This is a genomic window from Paraliobacillus sediminis, assembly GCF_003426055.1.
Genome location: NZ_QJSI01000003.1, coordinates 51,099 through 73,175 on the forward strand (window position 1 = coordinate 51,099; position 22,077 = coordinate 73,175).

Genomic DNA, 22,077 nt, shown 5'->3' on the forward strand with positions numbered 1-22,077 from the left:
TTGTGAATAAATGAACTTAAAATGCGGAATAAAGAATTAGGAGGTGATTAAGATGAAGAAAAATACTTTTACTATGATTGGACTTGTTGCGATCGCGTTTGTAGCAGTTTTATTTATAGTGATTTTTAATAATTCCGAAGAAAAGGAAACACTGAATATAAGAAAGTTAGTAAATGAATACAGTATTGGTGCCAAAAAGGCTGAAGCTGCCTCAATTACTTCAGAGCAACTTGTTGTAACGGACAGTGATGGAGATTCAACTTATGCGTTACCAGAAGATGATTTCTTTGTTTCTATTGCTCCATATATTGACGAAACACACCCTTGTGCAACGCATAGTTTAACAGGTTGCCGTGGCGAATTGGCGGATCAAGATTTTAATATTTACATCGAAGATACAGATGGTAATGTTTATCTAGATGAAGTCATGACGTCCCAAGCTAATGGATTTATCGATTTTTGGCTTCCACGCGATAAAACGTATCACGTTACGATTGAACAAGATGGTAAGAATGTAGAATCAGAGATAGCTACATATAAAAATGATGATACATGTATTACAACGATGCAATTGACCGATAATTAAAATGATAGAGGCTTCATCAGTTAATGGAGAAGCTTTTTTTGTTTGGATTAGTAGGTGGTTTAATAAGTGCCTCTGTTATTGACGTAACGATAGATTGTTAGGTATAAAAGAGTCGGAATGGAGTTAAATAACGGCTCATATAGGAGGGATTTGAGTAAATATGAGCCGTTACGGAAATATATGCGCCCTTCCGCTAGATATATGAGCTGTTACGAATTTATATGCACCCTTCCAGAAAAAATATGGTCCTTCAGGAAAATATATGCGCCGTTAAGAAATAATCCTTTATAAGATGCTCAGATTTGGAGCGTTTCTGTAAATAGTACGTTAGTATATACATAGGTAAGTAGCATTAAGTTAAAATTGAATCAATAAGAATATAATTTCAAATTAATATGAGCTGTTTTGTATTAATCTTTAATCATATTTCATATTTCATATTTATTCATTATAATGAAGATAATACTTTCCTGAAAGTGGTGATTTAGTTGGCCATTAAAGGTCTTAATCATTTTTTGTTTTCAGTTTCCGATTTAGATAAATCTATTCAGTTCTATGAAAAAATATTTGATGCTAAATTGTTAGTGAAGGGTAGGAGCACAGCTTATTTTGAATTGGCGGGTATTTGGCTTGCTCTCAATGTCGAAGAGGATATTCCACGTAATGAAATAAATGACTCCTATACACATATAGCTTTCACAATTGAAGAAGAGGAATATGATTAAATGTATGAAAAACTAAAAGCGTATAATGTAAACATTTTACCTGGACGACCGAGGGATAAGAGAGATAAAAAGTCACTCTATTTTACTGACCCAGATGGTCATAAATTTGAGTTTCATACCGGTACGCTAAAAGATAGGTTAGCCTATTACCAACAAGAAAAAGGACATATGACATTTTCACCATCGCGTCTAGATTAGAATGAGATAAGGATATTCTCGGGAGGTAGAAATGAAGCTATTAAAAGTGTGTATCTTACTTATTGCTTTTGTTGGTATCGGTGTTTATACAGCTAATCATTTGATTAAAGAAGATCGTGAGAGTCTTAAGTTTTATTGGAGATAAAAGTATATATGCATCCATCAAACAGCTGAATTATTCATATGAAGCTTCCAGTGGTGGTGGAGGGGGAACTATGAATAGTAATGAAATAGGCAGTCCTAAAAAGGTAGCAACTAATACAGGCAGTTCGAGGGGTGTAGCAAAAAATCAAGAAGATGAAGTGATACAAGTAACAGTTAAATGGGACGGTTTTGAAGAGTCATTTGATTTGTATAATGAGTAAAAAAAGCGCTTTGATTTTATGGCGAATTAGACTTTATAAAACTCGCATTTATAATTAGCTGATCTTTAGGGATACTATGTTCATAAAGATTAGAGGAGATGAAGGCACGTGTCCAGAAGAAATAAGATACTTGTCCCAGAAGCACGAGTAGGTTTAGACGAGTTAAAAGCAAAACTATCTAATGTCAACAAGGAACAAGATGCAAAATACGAAATTGCCAAAGAACAAGGGATTGAATTAACGAGAGGTTATAATGGTGAAATGAAAGCAAAGGATGCTGGCAAAGTTGGCGGTTCCATCGGTGGGAATATGGTTAAAGAAATGGTCAAAATGGCAAAGGGAAATATGAAATAGAAGATGAGACTAAGCGCTGAGACATTCAGAACTTAGTCTTTTTTTGTGATCTAAAATTGAGTTGAGATTATATTTTAAATAAGTAAATAGATGAGCTTTTTATGTTAAAATAAAAATATAAATTGTGAAATAATGTAATTAAAATTACCGAAACAATAGTAACTATGATGAAAAAAATGCTGCTTAAGGAAGGATATTTAATGAAAACATTATTTAAAACATTTAATAGCTCCTATTATGAGACAGTTTGTGATTTTTTGATTGAAGTATCAAAGGATGAACGTAGACATATTAATTGGAATTGGGCGCGGTGGGAATGGATGGTATTTCATCCTGAGTTTAATAATAGTTTAACGGATAAGATAGGTTTATGGTTTTGTAGTAGTAATAATGTGTTGGTGGGTATAACGACTTATGATCATTATTTTGGTGAGGCATTTTATGCAGTTAAGATAGGATATGAGGAACTTGAAAAAGAAATATTAGAATATGCTATTGCTAATTTTAGTAATGAAGATGGTCTTGGTATTGCAGTTTGTGAATCTGATACGCAAAGGATAAATTTTTTACTACATAATGGGTTCAGAGAGGATAACAATTCTGAAAACATACTTGAGATAAATATGGCGAACATTACCTTTAGTTATTTTTTGTCAAAAGGTATCAGAATGAAAAGTCTTCATATAAAGGAGGATTTATATAAGCATCACAAAGTATTATGGGAGGGATTTGAAAACGATGGAAGTGTACCTTATGATGAAAAAACAATTAATCAACAAAAAAGAATGCTGTCGGCACCTCATTTAAATCCCGATTTACACACAATTGCTGAAAATGAAAAAGGCGAATATATTGCCTATTGTGGATGCTGGTATAATCCTACTACTGATTATGCTTATTTTGAACCAGTTTGTACCATACCGCAATACCGTGGTATGGAGATTGGTAAAGCGGTGGTATTGGAATCTTTAAAAAAATGTTATGAAAAGGGTGCAAAAAAAGCGTATGTTATTTCTGAGTCGCCTTTTTATAAATCTATAGGCTTTGTTCAACAGTCTCACTATAATTTCTATTGGCATCACATAAGTGGCTGAAATTTTAATGAATCATTAGCATCGTTGTGGCGATAATAAAATCATCTAGAAAAATGAGAGATTAAGCCATATAGTTGGCGAAAATGACGGTATAGTGAGATCATAGAGAAATATGTAGAAGCAAGTATTATCAACATATATTACGAAACAAGTCACGAGTTAAATTAAGTTTAAAAAGGGGTGTTTTTATGCTTTCCATTGATCCATCAGAAAATAGTGAAAGAGATAATTACAAGTTTTTAATTGGGAGTGTTATTCCACGACCAATTGCTTTTGTAACGACGAAAGCAGAGGATGGTACGTTAAATGGCGCGCCATTTAGCTATTTTAATGTGGTGACAGCTAATCCACCATTAATATCTATATCGCTTCAACGAGCAAAAGGGTTGCGGAAGGATACTGCACGAAATATCAACGAGTTAGGTGAGTTTGTTGTACATATCGTTGATCAGGAAAATGTCGATCAAATCAATCAAACAGCTGCAAGTCTGCCGCCTGATCAAAGTGAGATTGAGCTAGCGAATTTAACTAAGGTCGAAAGTATGAAGATTTCAGTGCCAGGTGTAAAGGAAGCAAAAATCCGGATGGAATGTGTGCTTGAACAAGTAATTGAATTGGGCGATAAAGAATCCACATGTGATTTAGTGATTGGAAGAGTAGTCCAATTTCACATAGATGAAGCGATTTATCAAGATGGTAGAATTGACCCGCACGGTTTGGCGGCTGTTAGTCGTTTAGCAGGAAATGATTACGCGAAAATCGGAGAGATTTTTACTATTGAAAGGCCTAAATAAGCTTTTGTCTAGAATATGAAATAAATAAGTAGCATGATATTTACCAGATTAGGCGTACCTAATCTGGTACGTTTTGTTTTGGGAGTTAAAACTAAAATTTGTTGTGAGGGAAAACGTGGGTTTTCATTTTGGCAATATCGCACTCGTTGTTGACAGCTTTTCCCCAGATTAAATTGTGATCAGCTTCCATCGTTGAAAACCTTTTTAAAATTTCTAGGTGTCTATTTTCGTTTTACGCTTTCCTAGAAGTTTGTTCTTCTTTAATAGCGGTAATATCTGTTTTCATAGAAGTTTGTTCTGTTTTGATAGCAGTAATATCCGCTTTCATTTCCTTTTGTTCTTTACTCATCGCTCCAACCATGCCAATTAGCTGACCAAGCATGTTCTCCATAGGATCAAACCGTTCTTCCATTTCTTTTTCACCTCCTCATTTCCCCTTTATTATATATCATTTCTCTACAATAATCGATTAAAAAAGTATAACTTAATTTGATTTTTATGGCACTCTTTTGATAAAAATTTTCCTGTCGCAGTAAAGAAAAGCACGATTCTAAACGTTGCATCTGAGAGGTAATCCAGCGATAAGAAGGTTTATTGATAGCTAAAAAACGGGAAGAACTAACAAACTAGTTCTTTCCCGTTTCGATTTAATATACTTTATCTCCATTAAAGATGGAGTTCTTCACAACAACGTAGTCGACATTGCGAATAGCTTCTAGTTTACTACCACCTGAGTAGGAGATAGATGATTGTAGGTCTTGCTCCATTTCATCTAATGTGTCTTGGAGAGGCCCTTTATATTCGACGTGCATTTTTTTGCCTTCAACATTTTTCTTTTCGCCTTTTTGAAATTCTGAAGCGGAGCCAAAGTATTCTTTAAACAGTTTGCCATCTTGTTCGATTGTTTCTCCTGGTGATTCTTCATGGCCAGCGAATAAAGAGCCAATCATGACCATAGATGCGCCGAATCGAACGGATTTTGCTATGTCACCATGGGTTCTGATTCCACCGTCTGCAATAATTGGTTTACTTGCGGCTTTCGAACACCAACGTAGTGCGGCTAACTGCCAACCACCAGTACCGAAGCCTGTTTTAATTTTTGTAATACAAACTTTTCCTGGTCCGATACCAACTTTTGTTGCATCAGCACCTGCGTGCTCTAATTCTCTTACCGCTTCAGGAGTTCCGACATTGCCGGCAATAAGAAAAGTTGTTGGTAAGTGTTTCTTAATGTGCTGAATCATTTCAATTACTGCATTAGAATGACCGTGTGCAATATCAATTGTAATAAATTCAGGGACAAGTTCCGCTTTCGCTAATTGCTCGACAAAGTGATACTCTTCTTCTTTTACGCCGACACTAATCGAAGCGATTAATTTACGTGCTTGCATATCTTTTATAAAAGCGATGCGCTTGTCTGTTTCAAAACGATGCATAATATAGAAATAACCATTTTCGGCTAAATATAAAGCAATCTTTTCATCAATAATTGTTTGCATGTTTGCAGGAACTACTGGTAATTTAAAGCTATAGCCACCTAATGTAACAGATGTATCACATTCAGATCTGCTATTTACCACACATTTTGCTGGAACTAATTGAATATCTTCGTAATCGAATACATTTTCCATTATAAACACCTCTAAATACGAATATTAAATATAAGGTTAACAATAATTGTTCGCCCATTTGGTAATATACCTTATTTTCAATGCAGTGTCAAAAGGAAAGATTTAAAAATTTAATGATTTGATCACAAATGGCGATTGTTTGATCACAAACGTCACGAAATGATCACAAGCGCAAACAGTTGATCACATCGCCGATCAAATGATCACAAACACCCGAAATTTAATCACAAACACAATTTAATCACAAAAATCATCCGCACAACACAATAAAAAGAGGCGCCATCGTAAATTCACAGCGCCCCTTGCTTCCTATTGTTTTTGAAGTTTCCAAATACCTGTCGCATATTCTTGGATTGTCCGGTCGCTTGAAAATTTGCCGGAATGCGCGATGTTGATCAGTGTTTTTGAGAACCATTTATCTGGATCGCGATAATTGCGGTCAACCATTTGCTGGGTTTCTACATAACTGTCAAAATCCTTTAAAATAAAGTATGGATCATTAGTGGAGAGGAGGTGGTAATAGATATCAGTGAATTCGACGTCACGGCCGAATGCGCCACTTCTTAGCTGATCCATTATTTGCGTAATGCGTTCGTCATTTTGATAAATTTCATTGGGATTGTACGTGCCGTCTTGATAATAGTTGAAAACTTCCTCAGCCTGTAAGCCGAAAATAAAAATATTTGAATTACCGACGTGGTTCTTAATCTCAATGTTTGCTCCATCTAATGTCCCGATTGTGAGGGCACCATTCATCATCATTTTCATGTTGCCAGTTCCTGATGCTTCTTTTCCAGCAGTTGAAATTTGTTCACTTAAGTCAGCTGCGGGAATGATTTTTTCTGCTAAACTAGTGTTGTAATTTTCAAGGAAAACGACTTTAATCCTATCTTTTATTACAGGGTCATTGTTAACAACGGAGGCAACAGTGTTGATTAGTTTAATTACCTCTTTTGCAAAATAATAACTTGGTGCTGCTTTGGCACCGAAAATAAATGTGCGTGGTGTGATGTCTAGGCTAGGATTTGCTTTTAGTTCATTATACAAATACATGACATGAAAAATGTTGAGTAACTGCCGTTTGTATTCATGTAGTCGTTTAATTTGGACATCAAAAATCGATTGATCATCCACTAAGATGCCAGTTGTTTGGTGGATATAGGATGCTAAATCTTGTTTATTCTTCTTCTTTACTTGTTCTAGTTTTTCGAGTAAGGCTTTGTCTTTTATATAACGAAGTAGTTGGGTCAATTCACGAGGCCGGCGTAACCAGCGATGTCCAATTGTTTCGGTAATCAGATCAGTTAATCGTGGATTTGACATTAGTAACCAGCGACGATGCGTAATACCATTTGTTTTGTTATTAAAACGTTCTGGAAAAAGGCTATAAAAGTTTTTCATTTCTTTTGTTTTTAATATATCGGTATGCAATTTGGCAACACCATTCACACTAAAGCTGCCGATTATGGCGAGATGTGCCATATGGATCTGATCATTTGCGATCACAGCCATACCAGGTATCTCGTCGCGTAATGCTGGATGGTCAAACCAAATGCCTTGGCAGAAGCGTTCATTGATTTCGTCAATAATCATGTAAAGGCGAGGGAGCAAGCTTTCCATCATCTGGATTGGCCATTTTTCTAATGCTTCATGCATGATCGTGTGGTTCGTATAGGCAAAAACGTGTGTGGTAATATCCCAAGCCTTTTCCCAACTTAATCCTTCTTCATCCATCAATATCCGCATTAATTCTGGTATCGCTAGACTAGGGTGGGTATCATTTATTTGTATGACTACTTTCTTTGGTAGGTGGATGAGTGGTAGTCGGTTGTGTGTTTTATAGTCGGTTATGATTTTTCGTAGACTTGAGGCTACTAAAAAATATTGTTGCTTAATTCGCAGTCTTTTGCCATAGTCGTTCGAATCATCTGGATATAACATCCCGGATAATTGCTCAATTGCATGATTATGTTTTAATTCTTTGTAATAGCTAGACTGATCCTTATCGATAAGCGATTGGTTCGCTGAAGCGGGTAGCTCGGCATTCCATAAACGTAGTGTGTTGACGACCTTATTTTGATAACCAACTACTGGGACATCATAAGGAACAGCTAACACTTTATCGGTGTTTTCATACTTGAATTCAAGCGTTCCATCAGCTTGTTCAAGCATATGGACCGTCCCACCAAACTGTATTTCAAACGCTTCATCGGCTTTTCGTGTTTCCCATGGATAGGGATCTTTTAACCAATAATCTGGAAGTTCAGTTTGGTAGCCATTGATAAATCGTTGCTCAAACATGCCATATCGATAGCGAATACCAAATCCGTGACCTGGATAGTGGAGGGTTGCTAAGGAATCCAAAAAGCAAGCAGCTAAGCGTCCTAATCCACCATTTCCTAATCCAGGGTCTTGTTCTTCTTTATAAATGGTTTCAGGTGACAAATCAAGAGCAGTTAAGGCGTCGTTACAAATATGTAACATACCTGTATTTAATAAATTGCTTTTTAGCAAGCGTCCAATTAGAAATTCCATTGATAAATAATAGACTTGTTTCGGTTTTCTATGTGAATAAGCAGCTTCGGTATGAAGCCAATCTTTCTTTACTTCTTCGTTAACAATCGCACAAATCGTCTCATATATTTCAGCTGGTGATGCCTCATTGATTTTTTTCTCGTAAAGCTGTTTCAGTTTATTTTTGATCAATAAGATAAATTGATCGACGGTAGGTTTCCCCAATGGTTAAACACCTCCTAAAGTTACAAATCATCAATCAGCGTTTGATATAGTTCGGCATATGCATGACTGGAATCTGCCCAGCCAAACTGACTTTTGTTCGTGTTTTTTAGCAAGGAAGCCCATTGATCCGGATCATGATAGATCTGTAAGGAATAACGCATTATGTCTAACAATTCGTGGGCATTATAATTCGAAAAGCTAAATCCATTTCCAGTTTGTGTTATTTCATTGTAGGGTGTTACAGTGTCTTTTAAGCCGCCTGTTTCTCTGACAATTGGTACAGATTTATATTGAAGGGCGATCAGTTGCGACAAGCCGCATGGTTCGAACAAGGAAGGCATCACAAAGAAATCACTTGCGGCATAAAGTTGTCGTGCTAATCCTTCATCAAAACCTAGATAGGTTACTAATTTATCTTTATTTCTTTCTGCTGCATGGTAGAAATAGTTTTCAAACGCGTAATCGCCAGTGCCTAATAAGACAAATTGCACATCCTCTTGTAAAAATGTATCAATAATTGCCTCGAGTAAATGAAGCCCTTTTTGTTCGACTAGTCTGGTGACCATGACGTACATTGGGACCTGATCATCGATCGGAAGGCCCAGTTTTTCCTGGATATATTTTTTATTCTTTTTTTTCTTTAATCGTGAATACGCATAATTGTAGGGGAGATGCGGATCTGTCATTGGGTCATATTCATCTAAGTCAATCCCATTAATAATGCCCACTAAATCGTTTTGGCGTTCATTCAATAGAGGATACAGACCTTCCCCGTAGTAAGGTGTTTTAATTTCGTCGGCGTAGCTCGGACTTACGGTAGTAATTTTATCGGCATGAAATAGACCAGCTTTCATGCAATTTATTAGACCATTCCATTCTATGCCACTAATGTGACTAGATGGTAAGTTGAATAAATCCTGGTAAGCATCGATTTGCATAATGCCTTGGTACTTGATGTTGTGGATCGTGAATACTGTTTTTAATGGCTTAATTGGTTGGTGAATTTTTGCGAATGCTAGTGCTAAACCCGCTTGCCAGTCATGTGCATGTAGAATGTTCGGTTGGAAATCCAGTTTGGGAATTGCATCGATTACGGCCTGACAGAAAAAAACAAAGCGCTCGCCATCGTCATAATACCCATAGACACCTTTACGGGTAAAGTAGTAGTCGTTTCCAATAAAATAATAGACGATGTTCTGTTGGGTTAATTTATAGAGACTTGCCTCCTGGTCACGCCAGCCAACAGGTACGAAAATAGAACCAACCTGTTCTAATTCGTCCTGCCACTGTTCGATAACTTCTTGATAAAGTGGTAGGATGACAGATACTTTTATATTTTCATTTTGATTGAGCGCCTGTGGTAAGGAGCCAACCACATCCGCTAATCCACCAGTTTTTACAAAAGGTGTACACTCCGATGCGATAAATAAGATGTTATCAACCAATTGTTCGTGCTCCTTTCTTTCGTTATACTTTTCGTCGTTTTGCAATTACGAAAGGTTGCTCTTTTGCACCGTGAAGTTCTTGATTCCTTGTTATCGTTACATCCTTATCTAGGATGACATTTTCTAGATGGGCACCACCTTCAATGATGCAACGCTGCATAATGATCGAATCTTTAATAATCGCTCCCTCATTAACTTTGACACCCCGAAATAAGATACTATTCGTCACTTCTCCAGTAATCTCACAACCGCTTGCAATTAAGGAGTTTGTGACGTCTGCCTGATCATGATAGGTGGTTGGTGCCTGATTACCAACCTTGGTCAATACATGTTCCCCTGTGAAAAACAAATCTTTATAAGCTTCTTTTTCGAGTAAGGCCATATTATTACGATAATAACTCGAGACAGAGTTAACAATCGCACTGTATCCATCATACTGATAGGCCTGTATGTGTAACCGTTCAAGATTCGCCTTGATGCCATCCAAAAAGAAATGGCCTTTGTAATGGGCAATACAATCATCAATGAGTTGGAGTAAAAGATCTTTGTGTAGCACATAAACCCCGGTAAAAATACAAGGGTTCTTGATATCATTTGAAAGACCCGTCACCCATTGCTTATTATCTTGATCTACCTTCATACAAGCGCTATGTTCTGGCAGTGACTTTTCGTATGATGTTGTTAAAAGTGTCACATCTGCTTTTCTTTCAAGGTGAAACTGGAACAGATCATCGTAAACCGTATTTGAAATGAATTGGCTGCCACTTATTAAGACATAATCTGACTTGCCACGTTTAAAATAATCAATATTGTTGTGGAAATGTTTTAAATCGCCTTTAGAAATATCAGTCGGATCATTCCAATCTGGTGGGAGAATAAATAGCCCACCATGTCGTCGATCTAAGTCCCAATCTGCACCAGACCCAAGATGATCCATAAGGGAGCGATATTTACTTCGAGCAAAAATGGCTACTTCTTGAATGTTCGAGCGAACCATATTAGATAAAGTGAAATCAATTAAGCGATAGCGCCCAGCGAATGGTACAGAAGCACCGCTACGAAAATAGGTTAATTCATCTAAGAAATCTTGTTCATGCTCTAAATTAATTAAACCCATCATTGTGTCCATTATATGCACCTCCTCACATGGCTTTTACTTTTTCATTTGATAAAACAATTGGCTCTTCATCTGGACTTGCGATAATTTTCGTGCCAGGAGGGATCGAGACATTCTCTTGGACAATCACACGTTCTAGTTGCACATTTTCTCCAATCCGGACACCTGGAAGAAGGATTGCCTGCCGAATAACTGCACCCGCATCAATCACAACATTTTCAAACAAAACAGATTCTTCAACGGTTCCAGAAACCATGCACCCATTATTTACGAGGGAACGACGGACTAGTGCGTTCTCGTCAATCAGTTGTGGTGGGAATTGCGAATCGTGTGAATAGATCGACCAGTCTTTATTACTTAATAACTGTGCTAAATCCTTATCAAACAAATCCATATGTGCTTCCCAATAACTTTGAATCGTGCCAACATCCTTCCAGTACCCTTCAAACTGGTAGGCGCAGAGATAGCGATTATCAGCGAGCATTGTCGGTAAGATATTCTTGCCAAAATCGTGTTCAGAATCGGCTAGTTGTGCATCCTGCAGAAGATACTGTTTTAAGACTTTCCAGTTGAAAATATAGATACCCATTGATGCTAGGTTACTAGTTGCATCAACTGGTTTTTCGTCAAATTGATAGATTCGGAGATCATCGGTTGTATTGAGTATGCCAAACCGATATGTTTCATTCCATGGTACTTCAAGAACGGAAATGGTTACGTCTGCCTCGTTCTCTTTATGATGTTGCAACAATTTATCATAGTCCATATGGTAAATATGGTCACCAGAAATGACGAGTAAATACTCTGGATCGTAGCCTTCAATATAGTTAATGTTCTTGGTGATCGCATCGGCTGTGCCAAGATACCAGTTCCCGCCGTTGTTCTCAATAAAAGGGGAAAGGGTCGTTAATCCATCATGCATCCGGTCTAGGTCCCACGGTTTTCCAACACCAATATGTTTATGGAGCTCCAGTGGAGAATATTGGGTGAGTACACCAACTGTATGCATATGAGAGTTTAAGCAATTACTTAATGCAAAGTCAATAATCCGATATCTTCCACCAAAAGGGACGGCAGGTTTAGCTAGATTCTTCGTTAATAATCCTAATCGTTTTCCGACCCCACCTGCTAATAGCATCGTCACGCATTCTTTTTTCATGGTCAATCCACCTCCAAAGATAAGACCTTATCGTGTTTAAAAACACAGATGGCTAAAGGTGGTACTTTCACTTTAATATGGTCTGATTTACCATGCCATTCTGTTGGGAAACTGTCATGTAAGTCTGTATTGCATTGATTTGATCCACCGTAAATTGAAGAATCAGAATTAAATATTTCGTAGTATTTACCTGGTTCTGTTACACCGATTTTGTAATCGTAATGCACGTTTGGTGTGAAATTGCATACGATATAAACAGCTTCGGAAGCCTCGTTACTTTTACGCTTGAAAGCGATAATACTTTGATCGACGTTATCTGCATCAATCCATTCAAACCCATTTGGATCGTGGTCTAGTGTGAAAAGAGATGGTGTATTACGATAGAAATGATTAAGTGCTTTAACATAGTCAAGTAATTGGGTATGAAGCGGGTATTCTAATAGCAACCAGTCGAGTTCATGTTGGTCTCGCCATTCGATATACTGACCAAATTCGCCCCCCATAAAGATTAACTTTTTGCCAGGGTGTACCATCATAAAGCCAAAAAGTAGCCGTAGATTAGCAAATTGTTGCCACTGATCACCAGGCATTTTGTTTAACAAGGAACGCTTTCCATGTACAACTTCGTCATGAGAAAGCGGTAGGACAAAGTTTTCACTGTACATATACATAAATGAAAAGGTTAGTAGATTATGGTGCCATTTCCGATAAACAGGATCATATTCCATATACTGCAACATATCGTTCATCCAGCCCATATCCCATTTGAAATTAAAACCAAGGCCACCGAGATAGGTTGGTTTACTGATGCCAGGAAGATCTGAGCTATCTTCCGCCATCATTAATACATTTGGGAAGAATTTAAAGACAACTTCATTTAATTTTTTCAGAAAAGCAAGTGCCTCTAAATTCTCATTACCACCAAAACTATTTGTCAGTTGTTCTGTCTCATCTTGCCGGTCGAAATTGAGGAACACCATACTGGCGACTGCGTCAATTCTGAGCCCGTCGATGTGATAATTATCTAACCAAAAGATTGCATTTGAGATAAGAAAGCTTTGTACTTCTGGTCGACCAAAATCAAAGGTAAGGGTACCCCATGACTTTTTTTCAGCCTTTCTTGGATCTGCGTATTCGTATAAAGCTTCCCCATCAAATTGCCGTAGACCATGGGCATCTTTACAAAAATGACCAGGTACCCAGTCCATGATCACACCAATATCATGTTGATGGCATTGATCAACGAAATATTTGAAATCATTCGGACTACCGAAACGACTTGTCACGGCATAGTAGCCAGTAATTTGATAGCCCCATGATAAGTCAAATGGGTGCTCTGCAAGTGGTAGTAATTCAATATGTGTATAACCAAGTTCTTTTACATACGGAATTAATTGTTCGGCTAGTTCTTTATATGAATAAAGACTACCATCTTCCTTTGTTCGCCAAGAGCCGAGATGCATTTCATAAATGAGAATCGGTTCACGATAAGAGTGATACGTTTGTTTTTTCCGTTCCCACTGTGCATCTTGCCACCTATACAGATCAGGAGTAGGCGTTATTGAAGCGGTCCGTGGTCGAACTTCGGCTTGTTGTGCATACGGATCTGCTTTTAATAAAACGGCACCATCTGATGTTGTGATCTGGTATTTGTAGCAAACATTAGGCATGATCGTTGTGAAGAACCCAACCCAAAGTCCAGATTGATTCAAGCGCTCTAACGGATAATCGTTACCAGTCCAGTTATTAAAATCACCAACAACCGCAAGTGAAACCGCATGGGGTGCCCAGACAATGAAACGTAGCCCTTTTTTATTATTTTGTATTTCTTGGTGGCAACCGAGTAACTGATGACTATAATAGTTAGTGCCTTGATGAAATAAAAACACATCTGGATCAGATATGAAAGTTGACATGGAACCCCCCTGGGAAAAGATGTATTTAAATTTTAAACAAACTGTAAAAAGAGAAATATTTTAGTTTATGCTGGCATAATCATTTGCAGTGGAACAGTTCTCTTATAGTTAGATATACGTGTTTGATCGATACTTTATAACCTAATTTAAGATTATCTAGTATGTAGAAATGAGGACAAACAAATGAAAAAAAACTGCGCATGGTTGGACGAACCAAATAAAATACGTGTTGTATTCACAGAGGTACTACAACATACAACAATAAAGCCAGTTATAAAAGATAAGCAGCAGATCTATGCTATCGAATCAATGGATTGGAACGAAAAAGAAGTGATCATTATACTCGAGCAAAGTGCAAATAGTGATGAGGAAATGACTCTATATTGGATAGACATGGAATTGCCGATCTATCCAAGAGGAATTGTTCGTACGGACATTTTTGAGGAAAAATACGATGCACGTGAGGCCTTACTTGGCGTGAACTATTCACGTAGAAAAACGTCCTTCTCGATTTGGGCACCAACAGCGACAAATATGGTACTTAGCTTAAATCAGAAAGAATATCTCATGCAAAAAAAGCCAAATGGCGTTTGGACAGTTGCCGTACGTGGAGACTATCATTTAGCACGTTATTATTTTTTAATTACAGTTAATGGAGAAAAAAACAAAATCAACGATCCCTATGCAAAAGGGCTGACACCAAATGGTATAGAGAGTGTCGTTTTAGATAGTCGCCGGACAGACCCGGTAGATTTTAGAAATGAAACGTATGCGCCTGTGTCAAAAGCGGATGCGATTATTTATGAACTTCATGTCCGGGATGCGACAAGTGCGGAAGAAAGTGGTGTCACTGAACGCAATCGCGGCAAATTTCTTGGACTAACTGAATTAAACACGACGAATCCTGCTGGTTATTCGACAGGTTTGTCTTATATAAGGGAATTAGGTTGTACCCACGTTCAACTCCTACCGCTTCAGGATTTTGCACGAGTAGACGAATTGAATCCTAGTGAAGGCTATAATTGGGGGTACGATCCACTGCATTATTTTGTGCCAGAAGGAAGTTTTGCGACAGATGCATGCGACCCAGTTTTGCGTGTCAAGGAATGTAAAGAAATGATTCATGCCTTTCATAAAGAAGGATTGTCCGTCATTTTAGATGTCGTATTTAACCATGTTTATGATCATGAAAATTCTGATTTTGAAAAAGTACTACCTGGCTACTTTTTTCGATATCAACCGGATGGTAAAGTTAGCGATGCAACAGGTACAGGCAACGACCTTGCGACAGAAAGAGTAATGGTTCGTAAATTTATTCTGGACTGTGTCGACTATTGGTTAAGCGAATATCTTGTCGATGGTTTCCGCTTTGATTTAATGGGGATAATCGATGTGGAAACGATGCAGGCAATTCGTGAGCGATGTAACCAAGAAGATCGTCCGATTCTGTTGCTAGGTGAAGGATGGGAATTAGACACACCGCTTTTACCTAAACAAAAATCCTCCACGAATCAAAGTGATCATTTAATGGGTATTAGCTTTTTTAATGATTCCTTTCGAGATGTTGTCAAAGGAAAATTATTTGATCAATTAGACACAGGGTACGTCAATGGCAATGGTATGTATAATGAAAAAATGCCACAACTCGTTGCAGGTTCCTCTGATCAACGATTTGGAAATTCACTGTTTTCTGACCCGTTACAATCTGTAAATTATGTCGAGTGTCACGATAATCACACCTTGTGGGATCGATTAGACCTTTCAAATCCGACAACTTCAAATGAAAATAAAAAACAGATGCATCAATTAGCAACAGGATTAACATTACTATCCCAAGGTATCCCATTTATCCATGCAGGACAGGAATTTTTTCGGACAAAGAAGGGCGATGAAAATAGTTATCTATCAGGTGATCAGATTAATCAATTGGATTGGTCACAGCGCGAGATAGAAGACCAAAATGTGCAGTGGGTCAGGCAATTAATCCAATTCAGAAAAGCACACCGTTTACTACGACTTGGAAATGCAAAAGAAATTGAACATCGCTTGCATATTATTCGTGCTCAAAATCCGGCATTAGGCTTTCTATTAGCAGGAGCGGATGAAGATTTGGTTGTTTTTATAAATCCAACGAATGAAACGATCAAAGTAGAGATGCCAGCGCTTGGAAGATGGGAAAAATCACTAAGCAACAAAAGGGAAACAGTGACAGAGATAAGCTGTTTACTAGATTCTTGTGTAACTATTGATGCGTATGAGTTAGCTGTTTTCAAAAAAAAGAGAGAGTAACACGAACCTCGTTATAAAAGTGTAGCCAGTAGAAATAATTATGCTAAAATAGCAGAAGGAAGATACTATTTTAGTTGGGGGCTTTTAAAATTGAAAGATTTTTTCAAATATAAGGTTTTTTTAGTGATGGGTGGATTTCAGTTACTCGTATGTATCGGATTTGGTTATTTATTAGTTTCAAGGTTCCAAGATAATTTACTTTTAATTGTTATAGAGGTTCTATTGGTTATTGGTATCCTATTAAATTATGTGTTTTACCGCTATTTTAAAAAAATATATACCAATATAGATAAGTAACTTAATTTTAACAGAGTGAAATAGGCATTTAAGTCTAGGTCTAACAAGGAAGTCTATTCCAAAGTTGAAGTTGACTTCGTACTCCTTACGTAAGCATCATTACGTTTCAACTTACGAACTTAAGAGGAAATGCGACGTCACTTCATCGAGATTTCGTTCTATTCTTTATAAGTTCCGTGTTAATATGCCGCTGCGTAAAAACACTCGCTTTCCATGGGGAACGCTTCAGCCTCCTCGCGAGCAAAAAGCGCTCACTGCGGGGTCTTCAGACTGTTCCTTTCCCATAGGAGTCTCGCATTTTTCCTCCGCTGGTTAGCATTACTAATACAACAAGGAAATGCCTTATCTATTTTATCAAAAGTTATATTGTGATTTTGGCAATCAGTGAACTATATGAAAATATTCAAAAGGCCTGTTATGGTTGAAATAGTAAGCGACGGAAATACACTACGACTCCTGCAGGAACAGCGCGATCTGAAGATCCACTTCGTAAAGCGCTTTTTGCTTTACGAAGTTAGCTGAAGACGTGCCTGCGGAAAGCGAAGTGTATTTCCAGAGCGAATTAAGCTGTTACGTAATGTCGCAGTTTATGGAAATTTAGTCATAAACATTGTCATGTAATATAACAGATATAAGCCAAACTTAAAACAGTCTTGGTGAGAAAGTTGAGTAAGTAACTATGAAAGGAGCGATGATGGTAGCAGTCATTGCTCCTTTTACTTGTTTGTTTATTATTTAAATTTTCTGATAATTATTAAAATGACAGTTTTTTCAGCAAATTATCACTGCTTTTTATGATACAATAGTAGTGTTGTGAAGGAGGGAAAGTACATGGATCCGTTAGATATTGTCGGAGATTTAGATCGTGTAAAACCAGCGTATCAGCCTATTTTTAGCGCCATAACCCATACGATTGCGGGTTATGAAGTATTAGGTCGTTTTTATAATGGTGAGGAATGGATAAGTTTAGGTGATTTTTTTCATGACCTAGAAGTGCCAGCTGAATTTAAAGTTGAAGTTGATCAACATCTCTTACATATTGCAATCAGAGAAATGTTGGCAACTGATCAAACGTCTTTTTTATGTATAAATCGTAATGCCAAACAATTACTTGTCAATGACGGCGAAGATTTATTACAAGCATTGCTATTGTTTGAAAAAGAAGGCTTTGCTATGAATCGAATTGTGATTGAAGTGACAGAAGAAGACATAGACGAAGATTTTGAGAATATAAATCATTTATTACTTTATTATAAAACATATGGGATTCAAATTGCGATTGATCATGTTGGTGCCAAAAGTGCTAATATAGATCGGATTCGTCAACTAGAACCACATATGTTAAAAATTGATACACGGATAATTGGCAGCTATAAGGAGGAAGGATTTCAAGACATCATGTATTCACTTGCAATGTTAGCACATCGAATCGGTGCTGCCTTATTGTTTGAGAACATTGAAGATGATTTCTTAGAATACTTTGCTTGGAAGAATGGCGGCCGTTATTATCAGGGTTTCTATCTTGCCAAACCTGCTTTTGAACTTGGTTCGACCGAGACAGTAAACGTGAATATTAGTGAAAAAGTATCGGAATATATCCAACGGGAGAAATCGTTGATTGAAGAGCGTTTAGGTTATATTTTATCTTGGGAAGAAAAACTTAAACAGTTACTACCACAGTGGAAAGACCCGGAAAATGTTGATGGATTTATCGAGGTGGTAACAAGTAATTTTAATCAAGAAAGCTTTCGGATGTATGTTTGTGATAGTAATGGTCAACAAGTGTCCGCTAACTTTAGAAAACAAACAACAAGTTGGCAAATTGAGACTGATCGAAAAGGTTCAAACTGGGCATTCCGTCCCTATTTCCTAGAAAATATGATGCAAATGAAAATATGGAAAAAAGGCATATTGTCTGACATTTACTCAGATATTGAGACAAGAGAATTAATCCGAACATTTAGCTATCCATTATCCAGCTCATACTATTTATTTATAGATATACAATATACATTTATTTATGAGAATGAATGTTTATTAATTTGATAGGTATTTGATCTAGTTGATCACAAACACGATTAAATGCTCACAAATCCAATAGATTGATCACAAACGCAATCAAATGATCACAAACAACATAAAGAGGGTTCCGCTAAGATATGCGGAACTTTCTCTATTTACAAACATGAGAAGTAGGTGTATCAATGCACGTTTATCACCAGTTTGTTCGGCGTATTATTATAAATTATTTAATTGGTTCCTTCATTGCTGTCCTACTAGTCGGGGGAACGTTTATTTTTACAACATTAGAGATTCCAGAAATTGAGCTATCTGTTATGATCGCGACTATTCTCGTTTCGCTTGTTGTCATGATGGGAGCAGAATTATATGTTCTCCACAAAGACCTACATATGATCAAGTTTGCGACGTCCGATCAGGAACTTTCAATGGATGAAATTACTGCAGCCTATAAACAAACACACCGCTTTCCATTTTTAACTGTGCGCAGAATTTTGTTACCACATTTCCTTGGATTTTCGATACCAGCTGGAGCTATCTCTATTCTATTTATTCAAATGGGAATCTTACATGTTTCCTATCAATATGTCGTATATGCGTATATTGGTTCTGCCTTAGTTGCCCTTATGCATGGACTTGTTGAATATTATTTGACGATTGAAGCAATTAAACCAGTTTTAGCTGAAATAAGAAAAAAAGCAAGGACGATTCACCAAATTGAATTATCCACTCATGGTTATATATTTGTTACGATTAGAAAAACGTTAATAGCTAGCGCTTTAGTGATTGGTGTTTCGCCAATATTATTATTTACGGTATCTGCTCAAATTCGTTTAGAAGAGGTGGCACCTGATATAGCTGCTGATTATTGGAACTGGGCTGGAGCAATTATTGTCATGAGTATATTGTTCGCCTCTTTGAGTGCATGGTTATTTGCTAAATCAATTCAAGATCCAATTACAGAATTGCAAGTCTCGATGAAAAAAGTACAAGCAGGAAATTTTGCTGTGGGTGCAGAAGATAATTATTCAAATGATTTTTCAAAACTAATAGATGGGTTTAATCATATGGTACTCTCTCTAAAAGAGAAAGACGCAATGGAGAAAATGCTGCCTGGTGTTCGATCACACTATGAACGGTTTGATGGTAAAGGGTATCCCGATCAATTAGAAGGGGAACATATACCTTTATTTGGTCGAATTATTGCAGTTGCTGACGCATTTGATGCGATGACATCAAACAAGGCCGTACCGAAATGCGATGCCAAAAGAGCGCGCATATGACATTATTAGAAGTGGGGCAGGTACCCAGTGGGACGCACAGTGTGTAGCAATCTTTTTAACACAAAATGGCCAAACCAAATAAAAAACAGGGCAACGACAAGTTAGTCGGAACCCTGTTTTTCTGTATAAGAATACCAATCTGCGATTCGATCGACATCTTCTTCTTCAAGCTCAGATAGTCTATAGTCCCTTCCGAAAAAATTATTAAGAATAGAACCTTTCAACGAGGCAAGATTTTGTTTACGATGAAGGATATGTTGTTTCTTTTCAAAAGCTTGAATACGCTTTTGTTTCAGCATAATAATTTCTTTTGAGAGCTGACGCATCTGCAACGTTAACATTGATTCTGTCAGATTGAAACTATTTGTCCGGTGAGTCAGGACACCTAACAAAATAGATAATGCTAGTACGATAATAGGAATCCATATCCAATCGATAAAGAAGATACCTACAGCAATTGTTGCAAGTAAGGGAATCCAAATCGAACGAATAAGATAATAAGGTAACGCCCGTTTTGGTAAGGCCGTATAGTTCTCCGGTAGGTCACTATACTCTGGAATTATTTCATTTAAAAAGTCGTGTATCTTATTTTTGCGTAATAAAGGAAACAGAATCGTGTTTGTGCCTTCTTGTTTATCTGTTTCCCCACCAGCAATCTCAACAAAAATTGTTGCTAACCCTAACGGTTGGCGAATAATGGATTGTGTAATACCTACAGCTTGGATTCGTTTCAACGGAATTGTTGTCTGTTTCTTTTCTAACAAACCACGTGTAATATATAACTCCTCTTCATATCTCGTAATTGTGAAATTGCCGTATTTAATTATCGTACCTACAATACCAACAAGCCAAATACCAATAAAGAAAAGGATCGATAGTATCACAATTGTTTCAATCGCTTGTGATACGAGCCAAGTGGTTGTATCTTGATAGATTTTATCTGGAATAAGCGTTTCAACCTGAGATGAAAGGAAGGCTAGTAAAGCTAGAATGATCCCAAAACTACCAGATGTTGATCCTGCAATAAATAATTTTTGAAACGAAATCGTGCGAGATGGATAATCGATCTCAGGCTTACTTTCGTCTGCAACGAGGTGCTCGTCACTGTTAGTTACGGTAGGTCGCTTTGCTTTTAATTGATCATGTAACCATTGCCCCTCCGTAAATGTTACCGCAGTAAGTGCTGCATCAACATCTTGATCACTACCGGCTGTTTCAATTTGTACCTTTGTTAATCCGAAAATACGATGGATAACATTTTGAGATAAGTCTATCGATTGAATTCTATTTTTAGAAATCGTCCGTTTTTTACGTATAAAAATACCTTGTTCAATCCGTAATTGATCTTCGTCAAGTTGATACGTGAATTTCATCCAACCTATAACACTAAAAATGATGAAAACAACGGTTAGAACGACAACACCTAGAATGACATATTTAAAGAGTCCATCATTAGATGCTAATAAAATAATCGGAAGTAAGCCAAAGATAGATTGTCTTATCGCGTTTATTGCACGAAAAATTATTGCCGCTGGATGCAGTCTTTTTGCTTCAGACATCATCTTGCTCCACCCTCGCTAACTCAGCTATTTGATCACGTAAGGCATATGCTTCATCTTCCAGTAGTGCTGGTATTTCATGTGTTGTAGCTGCTGTTGAAATTGTTAAGCTTGCTAAGCCATATCTTTTTAGAATCGGCCCTTGCTTGGTATCGACATGTTGGACACGAATCATCGGTACAAGTGTACGCGTGACAATCAGAATGCCGTTTTGAATATAAATCTCTTGATCATAGATTTGATAACGCCATCGGTTCCAACGAATCTTTGGAATAATTAAAATAGTAACAATACTCTCTACTAATGTTAGTGCTAATAAGCCAATCGCATACCAATAAGAAAACGTAAAAATGTTTGCCAAAATAAATAGGGCAATCGTAACGATAAGTGGAATGAGTGCCATTAGTGTGGCATTTAATTGCCAAGCCTTGATTGCATCTGCTGCAATCCGTTCCTTTGGTGATTGTCTCAAAAATATCTTCCTCTCTAGAAAAGTAGTCTACTATA

17 protein-coding genes and 1 pseudogene are annotated in these 22,077 nt (G+C 37.2%); 9 read left to right on the plus strand and 9 right to left on the minus strand.

Features of this window, described 5'->3' with window-relative positions:
- The first annotated feature begins 52 nt into the window (after positions 1-52).
- The 6 genes and pseudogenes from D2K60_RS12925 to D2K60_RS12945 all read left to right on the plus strand — a co-directional run bounded on the left by D2K60_RS12925 (position 53) and on the right by D2K60_RS12945 (position 4,116).
- Positions 53-586, plus strand: coding sequence for a CueP family metal-binding protein (locus tag D2K60_RS12925; protein WP_117170008.1), 534 nt, complete (start codon positions 53-55; stop codon positions 584-586).
- 488 nt (positions 587-1,074) lie between these two features.
- Positions 1,075-1,509 (plus strand): annotated as a pseudogene (gene fosM / locus D2K60_RS12930) (FosM family fosfomycin resistance protein).
- A 215-nt stretch (positions 1,510-1,724) separates the two neighbouring features.
- Positions 1,725-1,874, plus strand: a complete 150-nt coding sequence (locus tag D2K60_RS20720) for a hypothetical protein (protein WP_162880753.1) — start codon at positions 1,725-1,727, stop codon at positions 1,872-1,874.
- Between the two features lie 108 nt (positions 1,875-1,982).
- Positions 1,983-2,228, plus strand: coding sequence for an alpha/beta-type small acid-soluble spore protein (locus D2K60_RS12935; RefSeq protein ID WP_117170007.1), 246 nt, complete (start codon positions 1,983-1,985; stop codon positions 2,226-2,228).
- A 200-nt stretch (positions 2,229-2,428) separates the two neighbouring features.
- On the plus strand, positions 2,429-3,322 hold the full coding sequence (locus tag D2K60_RS12940; protein WP_117170006.1) for a GNAT family N-acetyltransferase: 894 nt from the start codon (positions 2,429-2,431) through the stop codon (positions 3,320-3,322).
- A gap of 188 nt (positions 3,323-3,510) precedes the next feature.
- Positions 3,511-4,116 (plus strand): flavin reductase family protein, encoded by a 606-nt coding sequence (locus D2K60_RS12945; protein ID WP_117170005.1) that lies wholly within the window; start codon positions 3,511-3,513, stop codon positions 4,114-4,116.
- Between the two features lie 232 nt (positions 4,117-4,348).
- Here D2K60_RS12945 and D2K60_RS12950 read toward each other — a convergent pair whose 3' ends face one another.
- The 7 genes from D2K60_RS12950 to glgB form a co-directional block, all read right to left on the minus strand.
- Positions 4,349-4,528 (minus strand): hypothetical protein, encoded by a 180-nt coding sequence (locus D2K60_RS12950; protein WP_117170004.1) that lies wholly within the window; start codon positions 4,526-4,528, stop codon positions 4,349-4,351.
- A 235-nt stretch (positions 4,529-4,763) separates the two neighbouring features.
- On the minus strand, positions 4,764-5,747 hold the full coding sequence (gene guaC / locus D2K60_RS12955) for a GMP reductase (RefSeq protein WP_117170003.1): 984 nt from the start codon (positions 5,745-5,747) through the stop codon (positions 4,764-4,766).
- 309 nt (positions 5,748-6,056) lie between these two features.
- Entirely contained in the window at positions 6,057-8,486 is a 2,430-nt protein-coding gene (locus D2K60_RS12960; protein WP_117170002.1) for a glycogen/starch/alpha-glucan phosphorylase, read from the minus strand.
- A gap of 20 nt (positions 8,487-8,506) precedes the next feature.
- The gene (locus D2K60_RS12965) at positions 8,507-9,931 is read right to left on the minus strand and encodes a glycogen synthase (protein WP_117170388.1); all 1,425 of its coding nucleotides are present in this window, start codon (positions 9,929-9,931) and stop codon (positions 8,507-8,509) included.
- 22 nt (positions 9,932-9,953) lie between these two features.
- Positions 9,954-11,060: a glucose-1-phosphate adenylyltransferase subunit GlgD gene (gene glgD / locus D2K60_RS12970; protein WP_117170001.1), complete on the minus strand. Its 1,107-nt coding sequence runs from the start codon at positions 11,058-11,060 to the stop codon at positions 9,954-9,956.
- 13 nt (positions 11,061-11,073) lie between these two features.
- A complete protein-coding gene (locus D2K60_RS12975; protein WP_117170000.1) occupies positions 11,074-12,207 on the minus strand; it encodes a glucose-1-phosphate adenylyltransferase in 1,134 nt (377 codons plus the stop codon).
- Positions 12,208-12,209: 2 nt separating this feature from the next.
- Positions 12,210-14,123, minus strand: coding sequence for a 1,4-alpha-glucan branching protein GlgB (gene glgB, locus D2K60_RS12980; RefSeq protein WP_117169999.1), 1,914 nt, complete (start codon positions 14,121-14,123; stop codon positions 12,210-12,212).
- 183 nt (positions 14,124-14,306) lie between these two features.
- On the opposite strand from glgB, the gene pulA reads away from it, so the two are divergent.
- The 3 genes from pulA (at position 14,307) to D2K60_RS13000 (ending at position 20,011) form a co-directional block, all read left to right on the plus strand.
- A complete protein-coding gene (pulA, locus tag D2K60_RS12985) occupies positions 14,307-16,412 on the plus strand; it encodes a type I pullulanase (protein WP_117169998.1) in 2,106 nt (701 codons plus the stop codon).
- Between the two features lie 1,128 nt (positions 16,413-17,540).
- Complete coding sequence (locus D2K60_RS12995) at positions 17,541-18,755, plus strand: EAL domain-containing protein (RefSeq protein WP_117169996.1); 1,215 nt, start codon at positions 17,541-17,543, stop codon at positions 18,753-18,755.
- A gap of 158 nt (positions 18,756-18,913) precedes the next feature.
- Complete coding sequence (locus tag D2K60_RS13000; RefSeq protein WP_117169995.1) at positions 18,914-20,011, plus strand: methyl-accepting chemotaxis protein; 1,098 nt, start codon at positions 18,914-18,916, stop codon at positions 20,009-20,011.
- A 101-nt stretch (positions 20,012-20,112) separates the two neighbouring features.
- Here D2K60_RS13000 and D2K60_RS13005 read toward each other — a convergent pair whose 3' ends face one another.
- A complete protein-coding gene (locus D2K60_RS13005; RefSeq protein ID WP_240335297.1) occupies positions 20,113-21,570 on the minus strand; it encodes a PH domain-containing protein in 1,458 nt (485 codons plus the stop codon).
- Entirely contained in the window at positions 21,563-22,042 is a 480-nt protein-coding gene (locus D2K60_RS13010) for a PH domain-containing protein (protein ID WP_117169993.1), read from the minus strand. Before D2K60_RS13010 ends, D2K60_RS13005 begins: the two co-directional genes overlap by 8 nt.
- Between the last annotated feature and the right edge of the window lie 35 nt (positions 22,043-22,077).

Bases quoted from the DNA above. Each gene is read 5' to 3' on its own strand.
- D2K60_RS12925 (WP_117170008.1), top strand. From the start codon at position 53: ATGAAGAAAAATACTTTTACTATGATTGGACTTGTTGCGATCGCGTTT.
- D2K60_RS20720 (WP_162880753.1), top strand. From the start codon at position 1,725: ATGAATAGTAATGAAATAGGCAGTCCTAAAAAGGTAGCAACTAATACA.
- D2K60_RS12940 (WP_117170006.1), top strand. From the start codon at position 2,429: ATGAAAACATTATTTAAAACATTTAATAGCTCCTATTATGAGACAGTT.
- D2K60_RS12945 (WP_117170005.1), top strand. From the start codon at position 3,511: ATGCTTTCCATTGATCCATCAGAAAATAGTGAAAGAGATAATTACAAG.
- D2K60_RS12950 (WP_117170004.1), bottom strand. From the start codon at position 4,528: ATGGAAGAACGGTTTGATCCTATGGAGAACATGCTTGGTCAGCTAATT.
- guaC (WP_117170003.1), bottom strand. From the start codon at position 5,747: ATGGAAAATGTATTCGATTACGAAGATATTCAATTAGTTCCAGCAAAA.
- glgD (WP_117170001.1), bottom strand. From the start codon at position 11,060: ATGGACACAATGATGGGTTTAATTAATTTAGAGCATGAACAAGATTTC.
- D2K60_RS12975 (WP_117170000.1), bottom strand. From the start codon at position 12,207: ATGAAAAAAGAATGCGTGACGATGCTATTAGCAGGTGGGGTCGGAAAA.
- glgB (WP_117169999.1), bottom strand. From the start codon at position 14,123: ATGTCAACTTTCATATCTGATCCAGATGTGTTTTTATTTCATCAAGGC.
- pulA (WP_117169998.1), top strand. From the start codon at position 14,307: ATGAAAAAAAACTGCGCATGGTTGGACGAACCAAATAAAATACGTGTT.
- D2K60_RS12995 (WP_117169996.1), top strand. From the start codon at position 17,541: ATGGATCCGTTAGATATTGTCGGAGATTTAGATCGTGTAAAACCAGCG.
- D2K60_RS13000 (WP_117169995.1), top strand. From the start codon at position 18,914: ATGCACGTTTATCACCAGTTTGTTCGGCGTATTATTATAAATTATTTA.
- D2K60_RS13005 (WP_240335297.1), bottom strand. From the start codon at position 21,570: ATGTCTGAAGCAAAAAGACTGCATCCAGCGGCAATAATTTTTCGTGCA.